At 40.7% G+C, this 26,485-nt stretch carries 24 protein-coding genes and 1 pseudogene; 10 read left to right on the top strand and 15 right to left on the bottom strand.

Annotated features, from left to right (window positions below):
* Window positions 1-173: 173 nt before the first annotated feature.
* The 4 genes from V7K85_RS22170 to V7K85_RS22155 all read left to right on the top strand — a co-directional run bounded on the left by V7K85_RS22170 (window position 174) and on the right by V7K85_RS22155 (window position 4,657).
* On the top strand, window positions 174-1,640 hold the full coding sequence (locus tag V7K85_RS22170; RefSeq protein ID WP_334816591.1) for an ABC transporter permease subunit: 1,467 nt from the start codon (window positions 174-176) through the stop codon (window positions 1,638-1,640).
* Between the two features lie 16 nt (window positions 1,641-1,656).
* A complete protein-coding gene (locus V7K85_RS22165) occupies window positions 1,657-2,424 on the top strand; it encodes an amino acid ABC transporter ATP-binding protein (protein ID WP_334816590.1) in 768 nt (255 codons plus the stop codon).
* A gap of 618 nt (window positions 2,425-3,042) precedes the next feature.
* On the top strand, window positions 3,043-3,402 hold the full coding sequence (locus V7K85_RS22160) for a hypothetical protein (protein WP_334816589.1): 360 nt from the start codon (window positions 3,043-3,045) through the stop codon (window positions 3,400-3,402).
* A 343-nt stretch (window positions 3,403-3,745) separates the two neighbouring features.
* A complete protein-coding gene (locus V7K85_RS22155) occupies window positions 3,746-4,657 on the top strand; it encodes a hypothetical protein (RefSeq protein ID WP_334816588.1) in 912 nt (303 codons plus the stop codon).
* A gap of 62 nt (window positions 4,658-4,719) precedes the next feature.
* Here V7K85_RS22155 and V7K85_RS22150 read toward each other — a convergent pair whose 3' ends face one another.
* Together V7K85_RS22150 and V7K85_RS22145 are read right to left on the bottom strand one after the other, a co-directional pair.
* Entirely contained in the window at window positions 4,720-5,199 is a 480-nt protein-coding gene (locus V7K85_RS22150; RefSeq protein WP_334816587.1) for a hypothetical protein, read from the bottom strand.
* A gap of 189 nt (window positions 5,200-5,388) precedes the next feature.
* Window positions 5,389-5,636: pseudogene (locus tag V7K85_RS22145) on the bottom strand (hypothetical protein).
* 161 nt (window positions 5,637-5,797) lie between these two features.
* Between V7K85_RS22145 and V7K85_RS22140 the strand changes: the two are divergent.
* Window positions 5,798-6,382 carry an NADPH-dependent FMN reductase gene (locus V7K85_RS22140; RefSeq protein WP_334816586.1) on the top strand — a complete coding sequence of 195 codons (585 nt, stop codon included), beginning with the start codon at window positions 5,798-5,800 and terminating at the stop codon, window positions 6,380-6,382.
* Window positions 6,383-6,387: 5 nt separating this feature from the next.
* Here V7K85_RS22140 and V7K85_RS22135 read toward each other — a convergent pair whose 3' ends face one another.
* The 4 genes from V7K85_RS22135 to V7K85_RS22120 all read right to left on the bottom strand — a co-directional run bounded on the left by V7K85_RS22135 (window position 6,388) and on the right by V7K85_RS22120 (window position 9,433).
* Window positions 6,388-6,759 (bottom strand): sulfite exporter TauE/SafE family protein, encoded by a 372-nt coding sequence (locus V7K85_RS22135; protein ID WP_334796077.1) that lies wholly within the window; start codon window positions 6,757-6,759, stop codon window positions 6,388-6,390.
* A 24-nt stretch (window positions 6,760-6,783) separates the two neighbouring features.
* Window positions 6,784-7,749, bottom strand: coding sequence for an acetamidase/formamidase family protein (locus V7K85_RS22130; RefSeq protein ID WP_334816585.1), 966 nt, complete (start codon window positions 7,747-7,749; stop codon window positions 6,784-6,786).
* A gap of 135 nt (window positions 7,750-7,884) precedes the next feature.
* A complete protein-coding gene (locus V7K85_RS22125) occupies window positions 7,885-8,223 on the bottom strand; it encodes a type II toxin-antitoxin system PemK/MazF family toxin (protein WP_334816584.1) in 339 nt (112 codons plus the stop codon).
* Window positions 8,216-9,433 carry a tetratricopeptide repeat protein gene (locus V7K85_RS22120; protein ID WP_334816583.1) on the bottom strand — a complete coding sequence of 406 codons (1,218 nt, stop codon included), beginning with the start codon at window positions 9,431-9,433 and terminating at the stop codon, window positions 8,216-8,218. The genes V7K85_RS22125 and V7K85_RS22120 overlap by 8 nt, the downstream gene beginning before the upstream one ends.
* A gap of 301 nt (window positions 9,434-9,734) precedes the next feature.
* On the opposite strand from V7K85_RS22120, the gene V7K85_RS22115 reads away from it, so the two are divergent.
* Both V7K85_RS22115 and V7K85_RS22110 read left to right on the top strand, forming a co-directional pair.
* Window positions 9,735-10,967 (top strand): DUF4336 domain-containing protein, encoded by a 1,233-nt coding sequence (locus V7K85_RS22115; RefSeq protein ID WP_334816582.1) that lies wholly within the window; start codon window positions 9,735-9,737, stop codon window positions 10,965-10,967.
* 342 nt (window positions 10,968-11,309) lie between these two features.
* A complete protein-coding gene (locus tag V7K85_RS22110) occupies window positions 11,310-12,338 on the top strand; it encodes an acyltransferase family protein (RefSeq protein ID WP_334816581.1) in 1,029 nt (342 codons plus the stop codon).
* A gap of 19 nt (window positions 12,339-12,357) precedes the next feature.
* Here V7K85_RS22110 and V7K85_RS22105 read toward each other — a convergent pair whose 3' ends face one another.
* The 7 genes from V7K85_RS22105 to V7K85_RS22075 form a co-directional block, all read right to left on the bottom strand.
* Window positions 12,358-12,600 carry a hypothetical protein gene (locus V7K85_RS22105; RefSeq protein WP_334816580.1) on the bottom strand — a complete coding sequence of 81 codons (243 nt, stop codon included), beginning with the start codon at window positions 12,598-12,600 and terminating at the stop codon, window positions 12,358-12,360.
* 264 nt (window positions 12,601-12,864) lie between these two features.
* Window positions 12,865-14,199, bottom strand: coding sequence for a YcjF family protein (locus V7K85_RS22100; protein ID WP_334816579.1), 1,335 nt, complete (start codon window positions 14,197-14,199; stop codon window positions 12,865-12,867).
* Between the two features lie 224 nt (window positions 14,200-14,423).
* A complete protein-coding gene (locus V7K85_RS22095; protein WP_334816578.1) occupies window positions 14,424-14,606 on the bottom strand; it encodes a hypothetical protein in 183 nt (60 codons plus the stop codon).
* Window positions 14,607-14,879: 273 nt separating this feature from the next.
* Window positions 14,880-15,011, bottom strand: coding sequence for a hypothetical protein (locus V7K85_RS22090; protein WP_334816577.1), 132 nt, complete (start codon window positions 15,009-15,011; stop codon window positions 14,880-14,882).
* Complete coding sequence (locus V7K85_RS22085; RefSeq protein ID WP_334816576.1) at window positions 15,011-15,238, bottom strand: addiction module protein; 228 nt, start codon at window positions 15,236-15,238, stop codon at window positions 15,011-15,013. The genes V7K85_RS22090 and V7K85_RS22085 overlap by 1 nt, the downstream gene beginning before the upstream one ends.
* Window positions 15,239-15,337: 99 nt before the next feature.
* The gene (locus V7K85_RS22080; protein WP_334816575.1) at window positions 15,338-18,010 is read right to left on the bottom strand and encodes a hybrid sensor histidine kinase/response regulator; all 2,673 of its coding nucleotides are present in this window, start codon (window positions 18,008-18,010) and stop codon (window positions 15,338-15,340) included.
* Between the two features lie 189 nt (window positions 18,011-18,199).
* A complete protein-coding gene (locus V7K85_RS22075; RefSeq protein ID WP_334816574.1) occupies window positions 18,200-18,901 on the bottom strand; it encodes a rhomboid family intramembrane serine protease in 702 nt (233 codons plus the stop codon).
* Window positions 18,902-19,081: 180 nt separating this feature from the next.
* On the opposite strand from V7K85_RS22075, the gene V7K85_RS22070 reads away from it, so the two are divergent.
* Window positions 19,082-21,211 (top strand): tetratricopeptide repeat protein, encoded by a 2,130-nt coding sequence (locus V7K85_RS22070; protein ID WP_334816573.1) that lies wholly within the window; start codon window positions 19,082-19,084, stop codon window positions 21,209-21,211.
* Between the two features lie 182 nt (window positions 21,212-21,393).
* Here V7K85_RS22070 and V7K85_RS22065 read toward each other — a convergent pair whose 3' ends face one another.
* Together V7K85_RS22065 and V7K85_RS22060 are read right to left on the bottom strand one after the other, a co-directional pair.
* Window positions 21,394-23,163 (bottom strand): serine/threonine-protein kinase, encoded by a 1,770-nt coding sequence (locus V7K85_RS22065; RefSeq protein WP_334816572.1) that lies wholly within the window; start codon window positions 23,161-23,163, stop codon window positions 21,394-21,396.
* 66 nt (window positions 23,164-23,229) lie between these two features.
* On the bottom strand, window positions 23,230-23,403 hold the full coding sequence (locus tag V7K85_RS22060; RefSeq protein WP_334816570.1) for a hypothetical protein: 174 nt from the start codon (window positions 23,401-23,403) through the stop codon (window positions 23,230-23,232).
* 214 nt (window positions 23,404-23,617) lie between these two features.
* On the opposite strand from V7K85_RS22060, the gene V7K85_RS22055 reads away from it, so the two are divergent.
* On the top strand, window positions 23,618-24,676 hold the full coding sequence (locus tag V7K85_RS22055; protein WP_334816568.1) for a methyltransferase: 1,059 nt from the start codon (window positions 23,618-23,620) through the stop codon (window positions 24,674-24,676).
* Between the two features lie 747 nt (window positions 24,677-25,423).
* A complete protein-coding gene (locus V7K85_RS22050) occupies window positions 25,424-26,410 on the top strand; it encodes an extracellular catalytic domain type 1 short-chain-length polyhydroxyalkanoate depolymerase (RefSeq protein ID WP_334816566.1) in 987 nt (328 codons plus the stop codon).
* Window positions 26,411-26,485 lie beyond the last annotated feature (75 nt).

Here is a 26,485-nt window from a genome sequence, read left to right as displayed (position 1 = left end):
AGAAACACAAAAGTATTTATTATTTAATTGTAAGCTCTCAAATGCTTATCTTGCTCTAGGATTAAAGCAGAAGGACTAAAAACAGAAACATTTTATACCATCTTAAGTGTCTCATTATATATAATAATTTTCATTACTATAGTTACTATTTTTGTAAGTTATTTTTTAAGTTCATGAAGAAAAAAAAAGTATGGCCATTAACGATACTGGTTGTAGCAGTAGTAGGAATCAGCATCATTACAGGACATAGTAATTCTCTAAAAGCTGCCTCATCTTTAGGCAAAGACACGCTGACGATAATTACTTCCCCAGATTATCCCCCTTATGAGTTTTATGATACGAAAGGAGGCGATCGCCAAATCGTTGGTTTTGATATAGATATTGCCAAGACCCTTGCTGAAAAACTAGGGTTTAAACTTCAAATAATGGAATCCGATTTTAATGGATTAATTCCTGCACTCCAAGCAAATCGCGCTGACTTTGTTATGGCTGGAATGACTCCAACTCCAGAACGTCAGAAAAATATTGATTTTTCAATTATTTATTACGAAGCTAAAGATACGATTGTCGCACCTAAAGGTAGCAACCTAAAGCAGCCCCAAGATTTGTCTGGAAAAAAGGTTGGGGTACAACTAGGAACGATACAAGAACAGAATGCCCAGAAAATTGCGAAAAAAGTTGCGGGTATTCAGCTAAAGCAACTCAACAAAGTGCCGGAAGTAGTTCAGGAAATCAAATCTGGGCGAATTGATGCAGCAATTGTTGAGGATACAGTCGCCAAGGGATTCGCTCAAGCTAACCCAGATTTAGAATTTAATATAATTCCCTCAGAGGAGGCAAGTGGATCAGCGATCGCTTTTCCCAAAGGTTCTTCTTTTGTACAACCGTTTAACAAAGTCCTTCAACAAATGAAGGACGATGGCACATTAAATAAACTTGTAGCCAAGTGGTTTTCACAGAATACTACCGCCAATCCTGCATCCTCAACTCCTGCCAAAGGCGGATTAAATCTCGACTTCACCAGAATTCTTCCAGATATTCCCTTTATTCTGCGGGGAATCCCTTTAACCTTGTTGTTTACGCTATTATCTGTATCCTTGGGGTTAATCTGGGGAACAATCCTGTCTCTATTAAAAATTCTCGGCATCAAGCCGCTTACCTGGGTTGCTAATGCCTACACCTCTGTTTTCCGAGGCACACCCTTGCTATTACAGTTGGCGTTAGTTTACTACGCAACACCCCAGCTTACAGGCTATGACATTTCAGCATTGCAGGCTGGGGTGCTAACTTTTACCCTGAATTCTGGTGCTTATATGTCGGAAACTATCAGGGGTGGGATTCAGGCGGTGGATAAAGGGCAAAGTGAAGCGGCGATGTCTATGGGTGTTCCCTATTGGTTGATGATGTGGGATGTGATTTTGCCCCAAGCATTAAAGAACATTCTTCCAGCATTGGTAAATGAAACTATCGGACTGCTCAAAGATTCCGCGCTGGTGTCAACAATTGGGGTAGTGGAAATATTACGCAGCGCCCAAATTGTTGGTGCAAATAAGTATATTTATTTTGAACCGCTACTATTTGCAGGATTAATCTACTATGTTTTGGTAATGGGTATGACCTTGGGTGCGTCCGCTTTATAAAGGAGGTTACGGGAAAGTGAGTAATGTAGTAATTCGCACGGAATTCTTATCTAAATCCTTTGGCAAACTCGACGTACTCAAAGATATTTCTACTGAGTTTTACCAGGGGGAAGTAGTTGCTATATTAGGCCCTTCTGGTTCAGGTAAGTCTACCTTTTTACGATGCATAAACTTGCTAGAACAACCCACCAGAGGAAGAATCTACTTTCACGAGCAAGAAATTACCAAGCCTAAAGCAAACATCGCTAAAGTACGCCAGCATTTGGTGATGGTATTTCAACATTTTAATTTGTTTCCTCACATGAATGTGCTGCAAAATGTCACCTACGCACCGATCAAGGTGAAAGGAATAAACAAGCAAAAAGCAGAAGAACATGGCTTAGAATTGCTTGCTAAGGTAGGTTTAGAGCCAAAAGCGTCTGTCTATCCGTCCAAACTATCCGGGGGACAGAAACAGCGAGTAGCGATCGCTCGTGCATTGGCAATGGAACCAGAGATGATTTTGTTTGATGAACCCACCTCTGCCTTAGATCCAGAAATGGTCAAAGATGTGCTGGAAGTAATGAAAGCTTTAGCGCTATCTGGAATGACAATGGCGATCGTTACTCATGAAATGGGCTTTGCAAGAGAAGTTGCCAATCGGATTATGTTCCTCGATCAGGGGAGTTTAGCAGAAGATGCTACTCCTAACGAGTTTTTCCAAAATCCTCAGTGCGATCGCGCCAAGCAGTTCCTGGAAAAAATGCTTTATAAGAATTTAGGACTTACGCACTGTACAAATTAACCATAATATGTATTATGCAAAATGAACGTTTCAGACGCTGAACACAACCCTGATTTGGTCGCATATTGACTGTGTTGGGTGTTAGATATGGTTCAAAAGCCCAAATCCCGTATAGTACATATGTATGATGCGTAAGTCCTAGAATTGAAATTAGCCACTTTTATTGTGTAACTGAAACTTTTTAATTCCCAAAAATCATGTTTTTAACATATAAGTATTGTGTTATTACAAAATAAATAAAGGTTTTGGGAATTTTTATTAATACATTGCTCGACTTCTTTATCAAAAATTTATATAAAATATTTATGTGATTATGGTAAGTTTTTTTTAGTGGTTCTTACCAAGCCAATAGTAAGGATAAAAGAACATATTTGTATTAAGCCTACAAATTTTTCACATTTGTTCTGTCACTTTAACTTTTCAAACGATTAGAGGAAGCTTGCGTCACTACTTATCTAAGGATTGCTAATTAAGTTTGTTAAGGTTCATAACCGATACTACGATAAATTCAGAGATCAAAAGCCCTAGATTCTGACTCCTGGATTTAACGAAAGAGTAGGTATTCGGGAGAATTTTTGCGAAATCGCGTTTATTCATTCAATAATTCAAGGTTTATTCATGAAACTTCAAATATTTCCTGTATTGCTTGCAATGGTGACTTGTTCATCCATTCCCTTTGTGTTTGCAGTTTCATCCGCTCAGGCTGCTGATTTCGCATTCAGCGCGAATTTTACTAATGGATATTCAGCCGAAGGTTCGTTTACAACTAAAACTAATGCTCCGGCTTCTTTCTCAGAAATTAGTCCAGGGTATAGTCCATTTTCAACTCAATTTTTGGAATCTCAATCGCTATCCATTTTCGACTCCACCAATACACTTCTTCAAAGTGGTAGTTCGGTTATAAACGGCATTTCAAATGACAAGTATTTACGTTTGGATTACGATAACTCTCTAACTCCTAGCCATCGCTCACTATAATGAAGCAAAAATTTATTCTGGCTGTGACGAGAGCGTTGCCGTAATTTCTGTTCCAAGTCAAGCTGATGACTATGGAAGACCGCTGCCAAACGCGAAGTTTACAAGTTTTCGCTTTCAGCTTCCTTACGGTGGAAAAAAGGCGTTTGAGCCTTGTTTATTTCACCAAGAGTTTAAGTTTTCTCAAAATGATGTTGTCTGTTGGAACGAGTTTAATCGGCCATTTCGGGATGAAACGTTCAAATATGTCCTTCCCACAGCTCAAAATATTTTAAACAAGTATAATCTGCCAGAGTTAAGCCTGATCGACCGTAAGAAAAAGGCTTCTGATTTTCTTGCCGACTCGATGTGTGCAGCTTACGTAAAACACGAGCAGCTCACAGTTCTCAGCGTTGGCCCAGCAACGAACCTGGCAAGAGCTTACGAAAAAATTGAGAATAAACCTAATAAGTACGGTTGTCCGCAATATCTGCAACTTTCTCAGTTAAAGAATGTCATTTCAACCCGATTTATCGGTGGTGTGTGGGATACCAACAAAGCCGATAATTTCGATGCAAAAGGAAATTATCGTCTGAACGAACCTTACCCAACCTGGACGTTGGGGAACATCTATTTTCAGGATGGCTCGCATATCTTTGGGGAGCATCACCTGCCGTTTCCCGGTACAAATTTTGAAAACATTCAAACCGGACAGCACAAGAAAGCTTTTAACTCGCTCAATAATGCAGAGGCCAACTTCTGGATTGATGCCGTTGCTATCAATAAAATCTTAAATTCCGGCATCCCGGCATACATTGTTCCATTAAATGCAACTGATGAGGCCAGGCTGACTGGGTTTGCTGACCGCCTGCAAAGCAATCCCCGATGTGCCACACCTCCGGCTCAGTTCATGAAGAATCTTCAGCTTTCTAATCAACCCACTCCAGGATTTTATGTGTACGACACATTATTCTTCTGGGATACTCTGGCGGCGACCAGCATTTGGAAAGATTACGTTAATTTTAAGGATTTTTCTGACCTTGAAATTACAACTTTGACAAATGGAGATCCGAAGACTGTGACGGGACAAGTACCGGTTGCGGAACTGTTTCGTCGAGATATCGGTAACCTGTTTCGGCGGGGACGCTACAACCATCCGGTCAAACTGGCGCTGTCTGCAAAACCAGCAGAAGGCGATCCTGACTTTAAAACAACGATTCAAAACTACGTAATCGGTCTTGCTTGCACGGCAGGGCGGCCGCATCATGTCAATAAGTAGAGTATATAGTCTAAACTCCAGTTGTATCTAAGTTGTTGAGAACTGTAGTTTTTGCCCTCACCCTAAATCCCTCTCCCAAGTAGGGCTAGGGTGTACACACAAGTCGGAAAAACTTCATCCACCAAAGATTTGCGGTGAAACAGCGCTGCTGTTAGCGTAGCATTAGCGACGTTAGGAGCGTCACCCGAACGCAAGAGCGTCTCCTGTCTTGAGAAGGGTGCGTTACGTTGGCGTGACAAAGCTAAATTGTTGCAATCATGGCGATGCCTGCGGTTCTTGCTAGCCAACGCATTTGTTATTTCGGCGAACCCATTTGTTATTTCGGCGAACCCATTTGTTATTTCGGCGAACCCATTTGTTATTTTGGCGAACTCATTTGTTATTTTGGCGAACTCATTTGTTATTTTGGCGAACCCATTTGTTATTTTGGCGAACTCATTTGTTATTTCGGCGTACTTATTTGTTATTTCGGCGTACTCATTTGTTATTTCGGCGAACCCATTTGTTATTTTGGCGTCTCCATAACGCACTCTACGAAACAACTAGAAGAGTTGAAATCTATGCTGGTCATACTTCAATACGGTTCAGTTAAGGTTAAAACTTTTTGTCAAAGTCAATTTTTTTAACGAACCGCGGAGGCGCAGAGGACACAGAGAGAAGGAAAAAATGCTTAACTGAACCGTATTGGGTCATACTTGTGTGTACACCCAAGCCCAAGTAGGGAGAGGGACTTATTTTTGGCTCCCCTTCTCCCAATATTGGGACAAGGGTGGGGGATGAGGGTTTTTTCTGTTCAAACGGAAAGAACTACAGTTTTCAAGGTGGACGCGGTTTAATTGGGGTTTCGGTGCTGCTTGGTGCTGTGGAGTTTTAGTTTCCAGAATAATCACTTCCACAGCATCGCCGGCATGAAAGGGTAAACCCCGCAGCATCAGAGTTTCTCTTGAGTTAAAACGACTTCTATCTTGTGAGCGTTCATATTTAAACTCTAAAAGCAGGGTTTTCAGTCTTTACTATGATTACTGTAAAATCTAACTTAGAAAAAGTTTGTAAAGAAAATCTAAAGGTAGCAAATAGCGATCGCCTGAAAACAGGATAATGCAGCTGAACAGGTTAATCCTTCCCATTCAACCTAGAACTATGGCATCTACACCCAAAATCCTCGCCTTTGCTGGCAGCACCCGGATTGATTCTTACAACAAAAAATTGGTAAAAATCGCGGCGGCTGGCGCGAAGGCAGCAGGCGCAGAAGTGACTTATATAGACCTCCGCGATTTGCAACTACCTCTTTATGATGAAAATTTGGAAGCTCAAGAAGGACTACCAGCTAACGCCCGCACTTTTAAGGACTTGATGATTTCTCATCAAGGATTGCTGATTGCTTCGCCGGAATATAACAGTTCCCTCACAGCAGTTTTGAAGAACGCCATTGACTGGGCATCCCGTCCATATCCAAATGAAGCGCCTTTGGCTTTGACTGCTTTTGCAGGTAAAGTTGCTAGCATTATGAGCGCTTCCCCAGGCGCTCTTGGTGGTTTGCGGGGGTTGGTTCACCTGCGCTCTATCTTGGGAAACATGAAAGTTTTGGTACTTCCTGATCAGGTAGCCGTACCCAAAGCTTATGAAGCCTTTAATGCTGATGACACGTTAAAAGATCCTAAACAGCAGCAATATATTGAAAAGCTAGGCGATGGCTTAACAAAGATATTGCTGAAGCTTAATTAAACTCTTTAACTTGATAGTAAATAACGAATACCTATGATTAACACGAAGATACCATACAGCTTTTTCATTAACTCGGTGCTAATAAACGGCTGATTTGCAAACAATGCCCCGAAGAAGTTACCCACAATTAAACCAACTGCAATAATCAGGGCATATTTGATATTAAGATTACCGTTGTGGTGGTAAACTAAGGCTGCTAAAATGCCAATTGGCAAAATTTGAGCAGCCACAGAAGTTCCTGTAGCTAACTTCTGATCCAAACCAATTACTAACACCATTGCCGGAATCATAATTGCGCCGCCACCAATACCAAACATCCCGCCAGCAACGCCAGAAACTAAACCGATTAACAGCAGTTGGATAAAGATATTAGACATAAAAAATGGTCTCTAGATGGCAAATTATAAATTAATATTCTTGGACAATATTGATTTTGGTAGCATTCCATGCACACCTTTTTGGGGACTGTTGACAACTTGAGTGATATGAAAATTTACAGCTAAACTACACAATACATAAGCATCTTCTGGCGACAAATTTGCAAAGCGTTCCAGAAAATCAATCATATTTTTTAAAGCCAGTTCTAAGGCTTCATCTAAGGTTTGAGCAAAGCCCATTGTGATGATATGAGTTGGAGTTTCGGCAATTGGTGTTGTTAGTTGTAAATCCTTCCGAAGTTTGAGAGTGATTCTACCGTTCATCGAAGTTTCAATGGCGGTGACATTTACTTCGCCGTCTCCCTGTGCAGAATGCCCATCACCAATAGAAAATAATCCACCTGGTACGAAAATCGGCAAAAATAAACGAGAACCAGCTTGCAGTTCGCGGTTGTCGATATTACCACCGTAAGAACCTGGTGGGACGGAAGTTCGAGAGGTTTCTGGAGTAGCGACACCAAGAATTCCAAAAAACGGTTTGAGGGGAATTTTTATGCCAGCACCCGCCGGAAATTCAGCGATATTGTTTGCTAAATCTAGAGGAATGAATCTCAAAGCAGGTTGAGGAAACTGATGTGGTAAAGCTCCCCAACCTGTACGAATGGCATTGAAGCCGACAGGTAAACTAGGTGCGATCGCATCTAATTGTACTTCTAAAATATCCCCTGGTTCGGCATCGCGCACGTAAATAGGCCCTGTGAGTAAATGCGGCCCCCCAGCAATTTTGCGTTCTGGTAGAAAATTTTGGCAGATGTCGAGAAATTCTGGTGTGACAAACTCTGGTGGTGCTTTGTCGTAAACGTAGTAACCAGTATAAGTTTCTACGTCAACTGTATCACCAGAATCAATAGTAAGTGCTGGTTCTAGCAGATGGGAGAAACCACCTAGATGCACGGTTTCCTTGGTAGCTTTTAAAATATAGTGAGTCATCGCTGTTTTGTTTTTAGTTGCGTGCAATACAGGAGCAAGTCCCATAGGCGGATTAAAAGACTTGAACAAATTGGTGTACTATTGGTAGGGGTACAGCAATATTCCCTAAGGCGTGTTGCATCAAAGAGAGAACCGCTATGTGAATAACTTGCACAGAATTTTAGCAATCAAATCTTGCGTATCCGATGACAATGTACCCAGTTCACGCTGAATCACCGATTTACTAACTGTCATCAAATGATCCAGCCTAATAGTCGATGGTTTATTTAATCCACTGGCAGCAAAATCAGGATGATTGGTATCCAATATAATGTCCGTTTCCATCAAATCAGATGGAATCTTACTGGTGATGAAAGCAAGGATAACATGTTTGTAAGATCCCACTGGATTAGTCAAGCAAATGGCTGGACGCAATTTAATAGCTGATAAATCATCGAATGGGAAAGGTACGAGGACAATTTTACCCTTAGTCATTGAATGGCTTTCCATCGGCTAAGGTGTAAATATCTTCTTCAGGGTCTTTTAAAAAATCAAAGACTGGATTACTCACTGCTGCTTTCAGCCATTCTTGTTCATCTATTTCTTCTTCATCTGCCCAATCATTTTCTGTCTGAATCAAAGCATGAAACTGCTCATTTTCTCTAATAATGTCAAAATCTGAGTCATTTTTTGCCATTATTAAGTATTGGTCATGACTCAGATTTATAACTTTTTGCAAATTATCAATTGCTAGTTCAATATCTCCCTGCAACGCATAACAACATGCCTTATTGTAAAAAGCATCTGCATAATCCGGTTTTAATTCCAAAGCTTTATCAAAGCTACTAATAGCTTCTTCAAAGTGTCTCAGCTTCAATAACATGTAGCCTTGGTTATTCCAATCCCCGTAGTCATCAGACTTAATTTTAAGGGCTTTATTAAAACTAGCAATTGCTTCGGGAAAGCGTTCTAACTTTCTCAGTGTGATCGCTCGATACTTCCAAGCTTCGTACCAATCCGGTTTTAATTCTAAGGCTTTATCAAAGCTAATGATTGCTTCTTGCAAGCGTTTTAATTGCCCAAGTGCAATACCTCGACAATACCAGCCTTTGGAGATAATGGGGTTAAATTTTATAATTTTGTCAAAACTATTGGTTGCTTCTTCAAAGTGCCCCAAGTCATAAAGTACAATGCCCAAATTGTACCAACTCCAGTAATCGTTATATTTAAATTGAATGGCTTTGTTGAAACTGGCAATAGCATCTTCTAGGCGTCCTAAGTCATACAGCGTAATCCCTCGGTTAAACCATGCTTCGTATTTGTTGGGTCTAATCTCCAAGGCTTTGTCGAAACTGGCAAGTGCCTCTTGCGACTGTTCCAAACATCCCACTATAATCCCCCGGTTGAACCAGGCTTCATATAAATCTGGTTTAATTGCTAGAGCTTTGTCCAAGTTAGCGAGCGCCTCTTTTAAGCTGCCTAAATTCACCAGCGCAATACTCCGGTTATACCAGGCTTCGTACAAATCTGGTTTAATTTCCAGTACTTTGTCTAAGTTAGCAACTATATCTATATCACTAACTTCTAAGTTCGCCAGCACTGTTTTGCTTTTGTAGGAGCCTGCTAAAAAGTCAAGATTAATGTCCAAAGGCTTTTCGTAGCCGATGTTCGCTTGGTTTGGGCGTTCTAAAAGGAGGCTATCCATTATGCGTATCTATTCCATTCAAGTTTTACCAAATTAGTCATCTGGGTATTAATGCGATCGCACTCTTACTTAGATTTTAGCCTTTCCTCTTCTGCCTTCTCTCAATAATTAATTATTTCTGTCCTAAATCAATAGCTAAAATAGGTTTCAAGTTAAAGGGGTGGACAGATATACACCCAAAGGGCATATATTATCAGTTTTGTTAAAAGCTAGGTTATTATCTCAACAATTTGCTAAACTCCAACTTCAGGGAGAGAAATAAAAACAATTTGAACATCGGGAATTTGGAGGGGGTTGCAGAGTGGGTGATGATCAACGCATAGTCAATACACAACAGATTCATCCAAGGGATTTTTCTTGGGGATTATGGCCTGTCGTGCCACTTTACCCATATGGTAGGCGGCAGACAATTCGTAAAGAAGTCGTCAAGGACACAATCTGGAATTTTGACCAGATTCAAGGCATTTTCTACGTTGTTGTACCGATTCGCATGACTGTAATTAAGCTCGAAGCTGGAGGTCTTCTCGTCTACGCGCCTGTTGCACCAACTCCAGAGTGCATCCGGCTTGTGAATGAGTTGGTGACAGAACATGGCAATATTAAGTACATCATCCTGCCAACTATCTCTGCTATAGAACACAAAGTCTTCGTTGGCCCCTTCGCTAAATACTTTCCGACTGCACAAGTGTTTGTGGCTCCCCATCAGTGGAGTTTCCCGCTAAATCTCCCCCTTAGCTGGCTTGGCTTACCCTCAAAACGAACTCAAGTACTCCCAGAAGATAGTAGTAAAACACCCTTTGCTGATGAGTTTGATTATGCGATGCTGGGCCCCATCCACCTTGGGCCTGGTCGGTTTGCAGAAGTTGCTTTTTTCCACAAGCGATCGCATACTCTTTTAGTAACAGATTCTGTGCTTTCTATCCCAGAAGATCCACCTGCGATCGTTCTTTTAGATCCATATCCCTTGCTATTCCATGCCAAGGATCATGCTTCTGATATTGTTGCAGACATTGAAGTAAATCGCCATAAGGGTTGGCAGCGCATCTCGTTGTTTGCTTTGTACTTTCAACCAAGCACACTAGATATACGCCAATGGAGTCAGGTATTGCAAGATGCCTTGAAAGCCCCAGAACGCTCAAAGAAAGCTTATTTTGGATTGTATCCCTTTAAATGGCAGTCAGATTGGCAGCGATCGTTTGATGCCCTGCGAGGTGATGGGCGTTTGTTTGTCGCACCAATTTTACAGAAGCTGATTCTCAACCGCGCACCCAAAGAAACCATCGACTGGGCTGATAAAGTTGCTAGTTGGGACTTTGAGTGGATTATTCCCTGCCACTTTGATTCACCGATTAAAGCCGAGCCGCATCAGTTTCGCCAAGCTTTCTGTTTTCTTGAAAAGCAGCCTGCTGTCAGTAGGGGTTTGTTCAGCAGTAGCAACTATCCTTTACCACAGGAAGATTTTAAAGTACTTAGAGAAATCGATGCCGGTTTAAGTAAGTTTGGCATAGTGCCAGCAGCAAAGGAGAAAGTGTAGAAGAATTTTTGTCAGACTTACGCATTGTACAAATTCATCGTGATGTGCATTAGCGAAAATAGGTTATTTCAGGTTTTTCTTAATTATCCTTTGATAGTAAATAGACCATGCCCTATGGGCACGGCAATGTTGTGCGTCTACGAAAGATGTAGTTTTAAACTTTTCTATATTTAGTATTTATTGTCAATGCGTAATATGATGTCCACATAGTTAGTTATGATTCCCACAGTCATTGCACCCCACAGGCGAGATGCTCTACTTGGAACTCGTCATGTAAAATTTTGGCTCTCCATCTAACATTTCACATTTCTGCTTAAAAAAGTATACTACCTGGCTTTTTTAATGAATACAAAGAAGAGACTTTTAGAAATTGATGTTCTTAGAGGAGTTGCAGCTATAAGTGTTGTCTTATTTCATTACACAACTCGCTACAGTCAGAAGTTTGGCCATTCAAATGATGTATTAATCTATTTCCCTCAAGGGTATTATGGTGTTGAACTATTCTTTATAATTAGTGGCTTTGTAATTTTTATGAGCCTAGAGAAAATTACAAGTGGCTCTGAATTTATCATTGGGCGTTTTTCACGGCTTTATCCAGCTTATTGGACTTGTCTGATTTTGACTTACGCTATTGTTAATATAACTGGATTACCTAACTATACAATTAGTTGGGATGTTGCCATAATCAATCTCTCGATGTTTCAAGTATTTTTCAATGTTAGTAATGTTGATGGAGTTTACTGGACTCTGGGACTTGAATTATGTTTCTATATTATTATGTTTATTCTCTATCAAACCAGACTATTAAAGTATATTAATCAGATTTCAATAATCTGGCTCATACTAATGGCATTAACTATTATATTAGAGAAGCAAGCTAACATATTTATTGAATACAGAATTGGACTTTTATTTTTTATAAAGAGTAATTCAATAATATTTGCTAACTTATTTATCATAGGTATGATGTTTTATAAACAATACAAAAAAGGATTATCGCTCAAAGAATATTGTATTATTACTGCTTGTATATTCATTTATCAACTTCAACATTATTGGACTGAAACTTTGTTAATCATTTGTTTTACTGGATTATTGCATCTGATAATAGATAACAAAATGAGTTTTATTATTCAAAAACCTCTGTTGTTTATGGGAACTATATCTTATAGTTTGTATTTGATTCATCAAAATGTTGGTTATGTCATAATAAACAAATTATACAAGTTTGGAATTAATCCTAATATTAGTATATGTATTGCTTTAACAATATCTATATTATTAGCGGCTATAATTACATTTAAAATTGAAAAACCAATGATGCGGTTGATAAAAGAACAGTATAAAAATGTTACTACCAAGATGACTTGATTTACAGCATATACATCACCTATTTTAAACTTCCAATGCTGCCATAACTAGGGATTAGGTGGTTGCCTAAGACGCTGCAATGGCTGCGGGAGTCACTGAGCTTGCGATGCCCTGAGCCTGCCGTAAAGCCTGCGGCATAGCTTCGCTTAAGGCGCAGCCCAAGGTAGAGAAGGGTCGAAGTGCGGGCTGTGACGCTTGTGACGCTCGATAGCGAAGCGTTAGCGACGTAGGAGCGTCTGACTCGGTAACGCTGCGCTATCACTTTTGGCGTCTCCCCTTCTCCCAAAGGGAGAGGCTAGCGCCTGCCGTAGGATGCCTAAAGGGCTGTAGGGGGAAGCAAGCGCAGCGTCTCTACGAGACGCTGCGCTTGCTTCCCCGTAGGAGTACGCTATCGGTGACGCACAGGCATTTATCAACCTACGGCAATTCGGTTATATGAATCTGCGGGTTATTAACGTATAGCAGCCTATGGACGCTATGTGGGAAATCCAGTGAGTGTTTGCTTTGAGAAATGGATTCTTGAGTCTTAACGTTTAATTCCCTTAAACCGTTCTTGTGCTGCCTGAAACGCTTCTTGCATCACCAACTGAATTTTTTGGGGGTCGGGTTTCTTACCTCCCATTAAATCACCAAAGTAAACGCAGGCTGCTTCCCCTAATGCCCAAGTATAGGCGGCTGCCCAAGAGGCTGCGATCGCACTACCAAAACCTGGTATAAATTTAATTAACTCCCGGGCAATTGCCTGTGCTAAAAAACCACCTGCGATCGCACTCACAACTCCTCCCGCCTGAGATGGCGTAAGTGTCTGCCCATATAATTTACCCAACAGACCCACCATTGATCCTTGCAAGGCAGTTAGTACGGGCATTGTGGCAAATGGCAAAGGTACAGCGGCGACGGTGGCAGACATAATCGCAAATGGCAAAATATAACGGCGGGCAGCATCCCGATAAAGGTTGCCAAGTTGCTTACCAGTTTCTTCTCGATCCAATAGCTGATAAATGGACTGGGCTTCGGCATCTGGGAGTAGTTCTGCCAAGGAATCTCGCAGTGCTTCTAAGCCGTAAAATACTGGAGTGTAGCCATCTTCTTCTAAAGTAAAGTCAATTAGTACAGAGCGGTCAGTTATTTTTGCGAAGGCTTGCTGCATTGCGGCAAATGCGCGGTTGACTTCCTGATAGTCTGGCGGATAGGCAGGATGATCGACGATATTGGCAGGATAAACCTCATGCAAGCAGGTAACTACCAGCAGACAGGGAATATTTGGATACTGCTGGCGCAACTGTTGAGCAATTTGTCGCAGTGTGTCAGTTGCAAAATCATTGATTTTAACTGTCAGAAGCAGGATTCTGGCGGAACGAGTCTCCTGTTGTAAATCGCCAACTAACTCCTGAATAATTACCTGAGTATCTTGTTTAACATCGCCTAGTCCCACCGTATCAGTAAAAATCAGTAACGGCAGATCATTGGAAGGATAGGCATAGCGCTGGGTGTGTTGCGTGTGGGGACGAAATCCCTGACCGACAATCTCGGCAGATACGCCCGTCAATCCCCGGACAATTGAACTTTTTCCGGCTTGGGGTTTACCAATCACCAAAGCTTCTGTGGTTGGCAGTTCGGCTCGGACTTTCTCTAAAATCTCTGCAACCTGAGTTTCGCTGACACTAAACCATTCAACAACTGTCTGTGCCAGTTGTTCTACGGGTAAAAGTTGGGTTAAGCGTGTTGTTGCGTTGTTCCAGACACCAGCAATACGGTTTGTCCAGGAATTCTCGACCGACTTGGTTATTGCTCCATCGGTCGATTCACTCAATTTTTGAGAATCAGTTGACGGTGAGTCAGCATCACGTTGCTCAGTCATTTCTATGCAAACGGTAGATAGCTGTTTTTAATTTAGGACACTTCATGGTGTTTAAGATTGAAATTGTTGACATAGAAGACCCTTTTACTCATCTTATAGCGATTCTCAAAAGGATATAGCGATTTTAAATTGGATGAAGTACGCAGATAGACCTAACCCCCTAACCCCCTTCCCGACGCGGGAAGGGGGAAGAATTCAAAGCCTCTTTCCTTTTAGGAGAGAGGTCAAAACTGTACCTCACCCAATCGAGAACCGCTATAACCAGTATTGTTAATAGTGTTATAAACCTGGGCGATCGCGTTCTGGAGGTAGCGGTGGCTCACACTCCTAGACGAATCGTCGCCGTAGAAGAAGGTGCAGGGGAAAATTATTACATCGACCTGCAATGCGATTGTATCGGCTGACATTTTTGGTTCTTGGTAAAATAGGAGCGATCGCCTGCTAATTAGTTTGCGTAGCAAGCTTCACTAATTTAGAAATTTACTTATTTCAAGTTTATTTTATCCGTCTGATGGTTTCTCTTTAACACGCTCTTTCCAGTATCCCGGTTCGCGGCTACAGTGCATCACCGCCAAAATCAAAACGTAATCTTCCTCAATGGTGTATAAAATTCCATAGGGAAATTTGCGCGTTAGACATCAACGAATGTCTTCGTCAACAACAGCCTAACGACTCGGTGACTAAATGATTCGGAAAATAGCATCCTCAACCGCATTAATAAATGCCTGTGCTAATTCAACCCGACGCTCTGCGTAAAACTTGACTGCTTCGCCGTATTCGCTTAATGCCGTTGGGTGAAAAACGTATTTCATTACTCTAAAAGTTGTCTCACCCTAGCTAACGCTTCCTCTCCAGAAATGGGTGAAACTGTACCGCTTCGGACTTCATCTCTACGCTTTTTGGCTTCATCTGTCCACAGCATTTGAAGTGTTTCGTCTAGATCAAATTCAAGACTTTCAACCAGCTTTTCTGCCAACAATGCTCTCGCTGCACTGGGCAAAGCTAAGGCTTCCTTCATGATTTGCTCAACAGATACCATAATTCCTGAAAGCATAGGGACTATCGAGAGTCTAGCAGGAAAGCAGTAGAGATGGCACAACACCAAAGTTATGGAAAGCCTCTCGGACGCTTATCTATATCACCTTGACTCAATCAAATCGACGATCGCCTTCACCAATACATCTGGATCTACTGGTTTAGAAATATGTATTTGAAATCCTGCTGCTAGTGCTTGCTGCTGATTCATTTCCCCTGCATAAGCCGTCAGAGCGATCGCTGGTACCAATCCTCCAAGTTTGGGCGATCGCGCCCTCACTTCCCGCATCAGCATATAACCGTCTGTCTTTGGCATTCCAATATCGCTAATTAAAACATCTGGTATCGACTCAGACAGCGCTTGTAATGCCTCCTGTGCTGATGATACGGCGGTTACTTCTGCACCGTAGTCTTGCAAAATAAAGGTAATTAAGTCGCGGATATCGGGTTCATCGTCTACCACCAAAATTTGAGTGTTTGAAAGCAGCGAGGATTCCGGATCAGAATCTATAGACTCATTCTCTTCATGTCTCACCTGTTCACTTATGACCAAAAGCGGTAGTTCAACAGTGAAGGTTGCACCCGATGTTTCTCTAGGAGTTTCCGCTTGAACATTTCCCCCATGCATTTCTACAACTTTACGCACGATCGCTAATCCTAAACCTAATCCACCAAATGTCCGGGTAGTTGTACTATCAACTTGGCGAAAGTAATCAAACACATAAGGCAAAAAGTCTGGCGGAATTCCCTTACCTGTATCGCTGACCTGAATTTGAGCTTGCTTACCAACTTCCACTAATCGAATTTCTACCCGTCCTCCTGTTGGTGTAAATTTTACCGCATTGGAAAGTAGATTCCACACAACTTGCTGAAGCCGATTTGGGTCGCCCATCACTTGTCCCAAAGTGCGGTCAAATATCGTCTGAATTTGAATTGACTTGGCTTGTGCTGCTAGTTGTACTGTCTCTAGTGCTGCTTCAACCACCATTACCAAACTGACTGGACAGATATTCAAGTTTAATTTTCCTTGGAGGATGTGAGACACATCTAACAAATCTTCAATTAGCTGGGTTTGTAACTTGGCGTTGCGTTCAACGGTTTCCAAGGCGTGGTTAGTGGTTTTTTCATCAAACTTGCGAGTCCGCAGCATTTTCGACCATCCCAGGATGGAGTTGAGTGGGGTTCGCAGTTCATGGGAGAGAACCCCCAGAAATTCATCTTTGATTTTGTTGGCAATTTCTGCTTGTTGGCGTGCTTTCCCTTCTCGTTCGAGGAGGCGATCGCATTCTTTCTCAGCTAATTTGCGTAAGCGGAGCTCGTCGGAAACATCAGTAATATTTAGTACAAAAGCAAGACCATTATCCTGGCAGTCATTCAGCAAGGCCATCCCCAAAACAATTGGGACTCGCTTCCCGTTGCGGTGGACAAACTCTTTCTTATAAATTTTGGAAACTCCAGTGGTTTGCACCTCCAAGAAGGCGCGATCGTCTAAATCCTTATACTCGCCAGGAGTAAGTTCTCTCCAATTAATTCTACCTAAGGTGGCAAACTGATCACGAGTGTAGCCAGCTAGTTGAAGGAAGGCATCATTGGCATTAAGAATAAAGCCATCCACGTTCCAAAAAGCGACCCCGATTAGGTTAGATTCAAACAAACGCCGAAATCGTGCTTCACTTTCACGTAATGATTTTTCTGCCCGTTTGTGTTCCGTAATATCGTGATAAACACTAATTACGCCTTCAATAGTTTGATTAGAATTCCGTAATGCTGTGAGGATGTATTCATAATAACGCACCCCATCGGCGGTAATATATTTACACTCATCCTTAATTGGCTGCCCAGTTTTCATCACAGCTTGTCGTTGATTATCTACCTGCTCTACAAAGTCTGCGGGTAAATCTACTTCTTGCAAAGTCTTGCCGATCATATCCTGGGGTTTTAAGCCTAGTAGAGTTGCTCCATCACGACTGACATACTGATAGCAACCTCTGCGATTAAAGATGTAAATATGATCTACTGATGCGGTGAGGATAGCATTTAAAATATTTGCCTGTTCTTGCAGTTGGGTTGTTAGTTTGCGACTGCTTTCTTCTGCCTGCTTGCACACAGTAGTTTCCATACAAATTCCAATCATTCGCACCGCTTGTCCCTGATCGTCATAGATAAATTTTCCCTTGGCAGAAATCCAATGTACACTTTGGTCTAATCGAACTATACGAAATTCATGGTTATAGTCAGTCTTTTGTCTTAAAGCCTGGGCGATAACTTGCATTACAGATTGCCTGTCTTCACGATAAACGCACTTCAAAAACGCCTCATAAGTGCCGTCAAAACTCCCTGGAAGTAGACCAAAAAGCACTTCATGATTTTCAGACCAGATGACTTGATTGGTCACAATATTACAATCCCACAAGCCCATCGGGGAAGCATCTAGAGCTAGCCTGAGCCGTTCTTCACTCTCTCTGAGGGAGACTTCTACCTGCTGTCGTTGTACAATTTCTTGTTGAAGTTGCTCTAAAGTCACTGCCACATCTGTTGGCATCGAGGCTGTAGATGTCCCTTGTTGAAGATGCCATTCAATGTCTAACTCGACAACTTGAATCTGGGGATTTTGTCGTGCTACTGCCAGTTGTTTCTCTAATTCTATTACTTGCTGCTTAAGCGCTGCATGCTCTTGTTGATAAAATATTTCTGATTGCTCTAACTCAGCTACACGCTGCCGCATAACTACTAATTCATCAGTGAGTTGAAAGTTAATTTTATCAATACCTGCCATCTTAAACACAACTCACAACTAAACAATACCGATTTGAAGAGTAGGCATCCAGTAGTTATATGAGTATGAATTTTTTAGCTGAAAAATGCAATCCATCAAAAGGCACATAGGAGTTTTAGCCACAAGACATCCTCTGAGATTAAAAGCGATGTTTGACGGCAAGATGCTTTGCATCTAGAGGCAAATCAATCATTTCTTCAGACGCATGAAGACCATACCAGTTAATAACCCTACAACCTGCCCCCAGAAGACAACACCCGATTGATTTACACCAACAGGAGGAATATTTAAACTGCCTATACCATAAAATAATTGTTGTATAAACCACCAAAATATATAGAAAAAGGCTGGGAGTTGGATGGGGATATACAAGATTATTAGCGGCAAAATTGTGTCAATTTTCGCTTTCGGAAATTTCATCACATATGCTCCTAAAACAGCTGCGATCGCGCCATTGCCCCCAATCAATGGTACTGTCAAACTCGGTTCAGCCAGAATTTGGACTAAAGAAGCGATCGCACCAGCAGCCAGATAAAATCCTAGATAGCGTCTATGTCCCAGAATATTTTCTACAGTCTTACCAAAAACCCACAAAAATAGCAAATTTCCCAATATCTGACTAAAGCTGCCATGTATGAATATTCCCAAAAGTAATGAAAATGTTCGCCAAATTACAATTATCCAAGCAGCATTGTTGTTGAAGAAGAGTGCATTTGTAATTGCCCCACTAATCTGCGCCGGAATCAACCCCCAACTATTGACAAAATAGCCCAATTCCCCATTAAATTCTAGTTGAAGTTCCCATAAAAATACGGCAAGATTAATCCCAATCAGCCAATAATTAATAATTGGTTTAGTCCGACAACGAATATTATCACTAATAGGAATCATATGGATTTGTCATTAGTCATTGGTCATTGGTCATTGGTCATTGGTCATTGGTCATTAGTCATTAGTCACTTGTACTGAGCGAAGCCGAAGTATTGGTCATTCTCCCCCTGCCTCCCCTATCGCCCTTAACGTGTGGCAAGATTGAAATCAGATCGCATCGCACTTAACTAGGCAAACGAGATGCTGGGAAACACACTTGTAGGAAGATACCAAATTATTAGTAACTTGGGAGGTGGGGGTTTTGGTGAAACTTTTGTGGCTTGTGATACCCAATTACCCGGTTCACCTCCATGTGTTGTTAAGAAACTTAAGCTCCAGGCAAGTGATCCGGTAACTTTGGAGACAGCTAGGCGTTTATTTGATACAGAAGCACAAGTTCTATATAAATTAGGAACTCACGATCGCATTCCCCAACTTTTAGCTTACTTTGAGGAGAATACCGAATTCTATCTCGTACAAGAATTGATCGAAGGTCATGACCTGAGTCAAGAATTAATCCCAGGTAAAACCCTGAGTCAAGAGCAAGTCATTTCACTTTTACAAGAACTTTTGACAATCTTAGAATTTGTCCATCAACAGAATGTAATTCACCGTGATGTTAATCCCCGAAATATTCTTAGACGCCACCCGGATTGCAAATTAATTTTAATTGATTTTGGTGCAGTTAAACAAATTACTACTCAAGTGATTACTCCCCAAGGTCAAACGCAAGCTACCGTTGCTATAGGTACCCCTGGATATATTCCTGGAGAACAAGCTCATGGTACGCCAAAATTAAGCAGTGATATCTATGCTGCGGGAATAATTGCTATTCAAGCTCTCACCGGATTATTACCAGAGGAAATAGTAAAAGATGCCGATACTAATGAAATTATCTGGCATAATCAAGCCACGGTAACGCCTGAATTTGCTCAATTCTTAGATAAAATGGTCTGCTACGACTTTCGACAACGCTATCCTTCGGCAACAGTAGCATTACAAGCACTAAAAGAGTTAATACAACCACCCGCTCAGACAATCGCGTTAACTCCTATTTCTCCACCAAAGAATATAAACAAATCTCAACCTAAAAAAAGTATATTAGGTAAGATTTTATTAACGATATTTTTAATTAGTGTTAGCGGAGTTGGATCAATATTTATTTTGAATCACATTAATTCAAATAACGCCATAGAATTATCCAAACAAGGAAATACCCTTTTTGATTTGCAACGCTATCAAGATGCACTAGCAGTATATGAAAAAGCAGTTAATATTAGACCAGATTATGCTCAAGGCTGGAATGGTCAAGGCAAAACGCTGGATAAATTAAAAAAATCCAAAGAAGCATTAGCGGCATATGACAAAGCAATTCAAATTCAGCCAGATTATTTAGAAGCTTGGATTGGACGGGGTTTTGTATTAGAAAATTTACAGCGATATCAAGAAGCGATCGCCTCTTTCGACAAAGCTTTACAATTAAATAATGATAATTCCGAAGTGTGGAACGCTAAAGGGGAAGCTTTCAGTAATTTAAATCAATATGACCAAGCAATTAAATCTTATGAAAAAGCGATTGAACTCAAACCAGATAATTACGAAGCTTGGTACAAAAAAGGATTAGCTTTGCAGAATTCTAAACGATATGAAGATGCGATCACAGCCTATCAAAAAGTCGTTGATTTAAAACCAGATTACCAGCAAGCTTGGTATAACTGGGGAAATGCCTTAGTAAATTTGCAACGTTACCGAGATGCGTTTACAGCTTATGATAAAGCAGTGCAATATCAGCCAAATTATTATCAAGCTTGGTTATCAAGAGGTAATACACTGCTGAATTTACAACGTTATCCAGACGCAATTGAATCTTTTAATCAGGTAATTAAATATAATCCGAGAAGCTATCAAGCATGGTATAATTTAGGCTGGTCGCTACATCAAACCCAACGCTATGAAGAAGCGATAAAATATTATAATAAAGCAGCAAGAATTAAAGCAAACGACTATCAACTATGGTATAATTTAGGAAATTCACAATACATTTTGCAAAAATACGAAGATGCGATCGCATCTTATAATAAGGCAGTTCGTTACAAACCAGACCATTCCGAAAGTTGGTATAGCAGAGGCAATGCCCTATTAAATTTGAAACGCTATGAAAGTGCGATCGCTTCTTACGACCAAGCAATAAAATATAAGCCTAATTACCAACAAGCAATAGACGCCCGCAACCAAGCCCAAATTCAACTGCAAGGCGAAAAATCAAAACCTGTAATCGTGCCAATTATCCCAGTTCCTAATTCTACCAATCCATCGCAGACGACACCTTAGTACTAGACATCTCCAGAAAAGAATGTAGAGACGCGAAATTTCGCGTCTCTACAAGGGTTTGGGTGAACGCATAATTAATTTTCATCAGATGTCTAATATATTGTGCCCCTACAATAATGTATATTCTACGTATCTAAAAATTGCTGTATGTAACAAGTCCATTCATCTGAAAATTGCTATAACTACCGGATATTCACTTCTTGTAGGTAATTTCCTCCCTGAAGATATTCAATCCTAGTAGCTGAGTTTTTAGAAACGAATGAATTTGTTGTTTTTCCAGAAGCTACCTTTTGATTGTCAGCCAGCACGCGTTGTTTTTGAGTATACTCATTCAATTTGACTTGAGCTTGAGCATAAACTAGAGTATCTTGGGGAATATTTCGGAGAAATTTTACAGCCCGCTCAAAATCACCAATAGATGCTTTTTTGTAAGCGTTCTGTAAAAAGTAGGCTGCTCTGATCTGCCGCTTTCGATTGTACTCAGCCAACTTGTCTTGAACTAAAGCACCAGCAGAACTTTCTTTAGGAATTTGACGCAGATATTGTAATGCAGCAGAAAAATCTTTTTCAGCGCCTCTTTCGTAAGCTTTTGCTAATAAATCTTGCGTCTGTGCTTCAATATTGACGGATGCTTGCCGAACTAGTTTATCTGTTTTAGATTGCCAATATAAAATATTTGGAACTTTAGCAGCAGCATTGATAACATTTGACCATTGGCCTTCATTCAAAGCTGTTTGAGCTATTTGGTATTGCTGTGCAGCTACTTGCCATTGCTCTTGCCATTCTTCGATTGTCGCTTGCGCTTCTGGATAAACATTGCTGTGGGAGGGAATTGATTTAACGAGTGCGATCGCCTCTTGCAAATCTCCGGCTTGATATTCTTGTGTTGCTTTATATAAGGTTTCTGTTTCTGAGTATGCAGGTGCAGCATTAATTAAAGAATATACACCAAATCCCATTAACAAAGAATTAGCCGCCAGTCCGACTTTGATTCCTGTAAATAAGGGGGATAATTGCCCAGATGCCGGATTTTGAGAATTATCATCTTCAATCGCCCCTTCTAGAGGAAATTGAGAATCTGCTTCTAATATTTGTGGTGGCTCAGTTTCCCAGATTATTTGTTTGAGTACCCGCAGTACCTCATCCGCAGACTGGAAGCGCTTTTGGTAATCGTAGCGGATCATTTGGCTGAGAACAGCAGCTAGATAATCGTTAACTGGTGTGTTTTGAGAACGCCAAATAATTTCATCACTATAAGGATCAGCCTTTAATTGTAGTGGCTCTAACCCAGTTAAAGCCTGGATGGCAATCATACCTAAAGCATAAATATCACTGTTGGGCTGTGTTTGTTCAATAAATTGCTCTGGCGGTATGTACCCCAATGAAGTCGCAGGAATTCTAAAAATGGGCAATTCCGCACCTATGCCAAAATCGATAGACTGGATTGAGCCAAAGTCAATCAGAACTAACTTGCGATCGCTATTACGTCTGATCAAGTTTTCCGGTTTAATATCGCAATGGATAACGCCTTGAGAGTGAACAAATTCTAAAATACTTAAGACATCTATCAGAAATTCTACAACTTCGCTTTCACTCCACAGACACCCCCACTGTTCATCAATAGGTAATTCCGCAGTCAGCGCGTGTCCTTCAATACACTCTTGCACTAAATAAAATTGCTTGTTTTCTTCAAAGCAGGCGATGAATTCTGGAATTTGGTGATGGCTTCCCAGAAGCTTGAGGGTTTGGGTTTCAGTTAGAAACAGTAACCTCAGCATATCCAAGTAGCCGGATTCAAAACTGCTAACTTTAATCTGCTTAACAACGCATTTGGGATTCTCCGGATAATCTACGTCTACAGCAATGTATGTTTGTCCAAACACCCCTGCACCCAGGCTTTGGACAATTTGGTAACGCCCTTGTAGTAATTTACCGATTATGTGGTGGGTCATGACCTGGTTACTCAGTAAGTCCTTTTATTTAGTTTTTCTGACATTCCCTTCTATTTCCGGAATGCTTTAGAAATAAATAACCAGAATTTTTATACCTGATGATGCGATCGCCGCATAAACCACCAAACCAATTCTTTGCTTATCCTCTATGAAGATGCCCAAAACCTTTACGAGAGAAAGACGCCTAGAAGCAATCCTCCAAATAATTACATCAGGGAAGTGGTTCTTAAAGAGAACCACTTCCCTGCACCACTCAATGATTATCATTATCTTTGAGAGACTGCATTGATTTTTTTTGGTCATTTATTTTTCTGGTAGTCCCTAAGAAAACACATCATTATCTGCGATGATTCTCCTAAAGACTGCTGTTAGCTTCAAATGTTTTTAGAGATGAAAGGTTACAAAGTTGATATAACTGCTAATACCGATTTTTGCAATTACTAGGAGAACAACAATGACCAAAGCAACAAGTAAAACTCCAATTAACAAACTTAACAAGCCAAAAACAGATGGTAAAAAGGTTTGGGATGCTTATCTTGCTCTTTTCTGTTACCCAATTTTACTAGTTGCTCATGAACTAAAACTGTTTCCACTCTTAGCAGAAACACCACGCACTTTACAAGAAATTTCCCAGAATCTCAACCTTGAGCTACGAGCAGCAGGGACGCTCTTATCTGCATGTGCATCTATGGATTTTACCCAACTAAAAGATGGGTATTACTCGCTTACGACTGTTGCTTATGAGTATTTACTTGAAACTAGCCCTACTTCTTTTTGCGGGATATTGGACTCCCTAATTGCTAACCCTGATTCCTTTTCCTACGCGGGAATTAAGAAAGCTATTTTGACAGATGCTCCTATTGCTGATGAAGGTAATTCTATCTACAAAGTTTACGAACAAGAAGATAAAGAGCAAGTTACCCGCACTTTTACAAAAGCCATGCATGCTGGTAGTATTTCTTCTGCCTTGGCATGGCCTGAAATTCTAGACCTCTCTATCAATAAATATATGCTGGATATTGCCGGAGGTTCTGGTGCTCACAGCATCGGTGCAACCCTCAAGTGGTCTAACTTGAAAGCAACGATTTTAGAGTTAGCATCAGTCTGCAAAATCGCTCAAGAGTATATTGCCGAGTATGGACTGCTAGAACAAATCAGCACTGAAGTTTGCGATATGTGGAATGATCCTTTCCCCTCTGCTGATTTGCACTTTTACTCGCTTATCTACCACAATTACGACCTTGAGAAAAATCGTTTTCTGACAAAAAAAAGCTTTGATAGTTTGGAGCCTAATGGACGCATAATTATTCACCAGCCGCTATTTAATGATCATCGGACAGGGCCATTAGCTACATCGGCGTTTAACGTGATTATGCAGATTTGGTGTGCTGGCGGACAAGAATATTCAGGTCTGGAGTTATCTACTATGTTGGCAGAGATTGGGTTTGTTGATATTGAAGTTAAACCAACCTCTGGTTACTCGAGTATTATAACTGGTCGAAAGCCAAAGTAGGCAGGGCTAATTGCTTACTTTTGGCGACTAATATCAAGTCCGGCTAAAGACTGATCATTTAGACCGTAGTTCTTACTCGGGAAAAGAGGCTTTTCCGATTTTTGCACAGATGCGGTAATCATAAGTGATTAACCGGAATTAATATGAAGAGTTGATTTAGGAGGAAGCAGTACCCTTGGGTACTGCTTCCTCCCCTTTCCCCATGATTATCATTCTTATGTAGCTCATACAGCTTTATTTAATCATTTTTGGGTCATTTATTTTTTTGGTAGTCCCCAAAGACGCTCAAGGCACGCACTCGCACTCGCACTCGCCTTCGCTTACCGCCCAGCGTCTTGTGGAGAAGCGGTGGCGAAGGCGAAGCAAAGAGCGAGTCTTGTGGATTCTCTTAAACGCAATCATGCGAACAAGCAAAATTAAAAAACTTATACCACAAGCATGAGGGCTGATTTGGTGATGGTAGTTTTATTTTTGCCCATAAGTACATAAATACTATAATAGTCATAAATCATTTGTGAGAGAGCGAAAGGCTGAAAAGCTTATAAATACGTACTTTTAATCTCCGTATTTTCTTCCGATTCAATTCGGATTGCTATAAATTATATCTGTAGTTAGAGTTTTAATAGTTGTAATTGGGCGATTATTCAGCCATTTGTAAGAGTTAAACAGTAACTGAAAAGATGTACTTTGTTATTTATAACAGCATGAAAGACAAAATCCTCATACTTTTACCAAATTTTATTTATCGTGAATGTTAATCTAAGTTTTCAGTTCTTGAGGCGAGTATTTACTTATTTTACCTTAATTAGTTTACTAACAGCTTGCGAATCAATTCAAGCACAGCAAATAACTGCTCGGCAATCCCAAGTTGTTTTTGGTGCTAGTAATGGCGAATTAACTGAGCAAGGTGCTGTGCGTACTTATTATATTTACACACCAAAGTCTTATTCTCCTAGTCGTCCTATGCCATTAGTTTTAGTATTTCATGGAGACGATGGTAGCGGACGCTCAATTAGTAATGTCTCTCAATTTAATGAATTAGCAGAACAAAAAGGATTTATTGTAGTTTATCCTGATGGGATTGACCATAAATGGAGCTTGAGAAAGAACGGCAAAAGGAAGATTGATGATATCTCTTTTGTGAAGAATTTAATTAATCACCTACAGGAAGTTAGAAATATCGATAAGCGTAGAATCTACGCTACTGGCTTTTCTAAAGGTGGAATATTAACTCAGGCTTTGACTTGCCAACTATCTGATCAGATAGCAGCTTTTGCTTCTGTTGCTGGTTCTCTGCCAATGCGACTTGAACAAACATGCCAACCGCATCTTCCTGTATCAATATTGATGATTAACGGCACAAACGACCAATCTGTACATTATCAGGGCGACGAAAAAAATCAAAAAGGAGCGCTCATTTCCATTCCGAAAGTAGTAAATTTTTGGCGCGTTCACAACCAATGTCCGACGTATACTGCAAAGGATGTAGCATTTGCCCCTGACAATGGGAGCAGTAGCGATAAAGTTAAAACCTATTCCTACTCCGGTTGTAACGCTGGTTCTGAGGTTTTACAATTGGCTGTAGTTAATGGGGGACATCTTTGGTACGGTGGTACTTCTAGTGATAAAAATATTAACAAGTTCAATAAGAACCTGGGTTTGGACTCAACTCAGACGATTTGGAATTTCTTTGAGCGTCATACTCTACCCCCAGTTCAGGGCAAAGACATCTGATCAATAAAGCCCAAAATAAATGGTGGGTGCGATCGCACCTCAACTCGCTCTGATTGCGATCGCTTCTAACGGCAG

Origin of the sequence: Nostoc sp. (assembly GCF_036917615.1) — a bacterium.
In the GTDB taxonomy this organism is placed as follows: Bacteria; Cyanobacteriota; Cyanobacteriia; order Cyanobacteriales; family Nostocaceae; genus Nostoc.
This window is presented reverse-complemented; position numbering and strand designations above follow the sequence as displayed.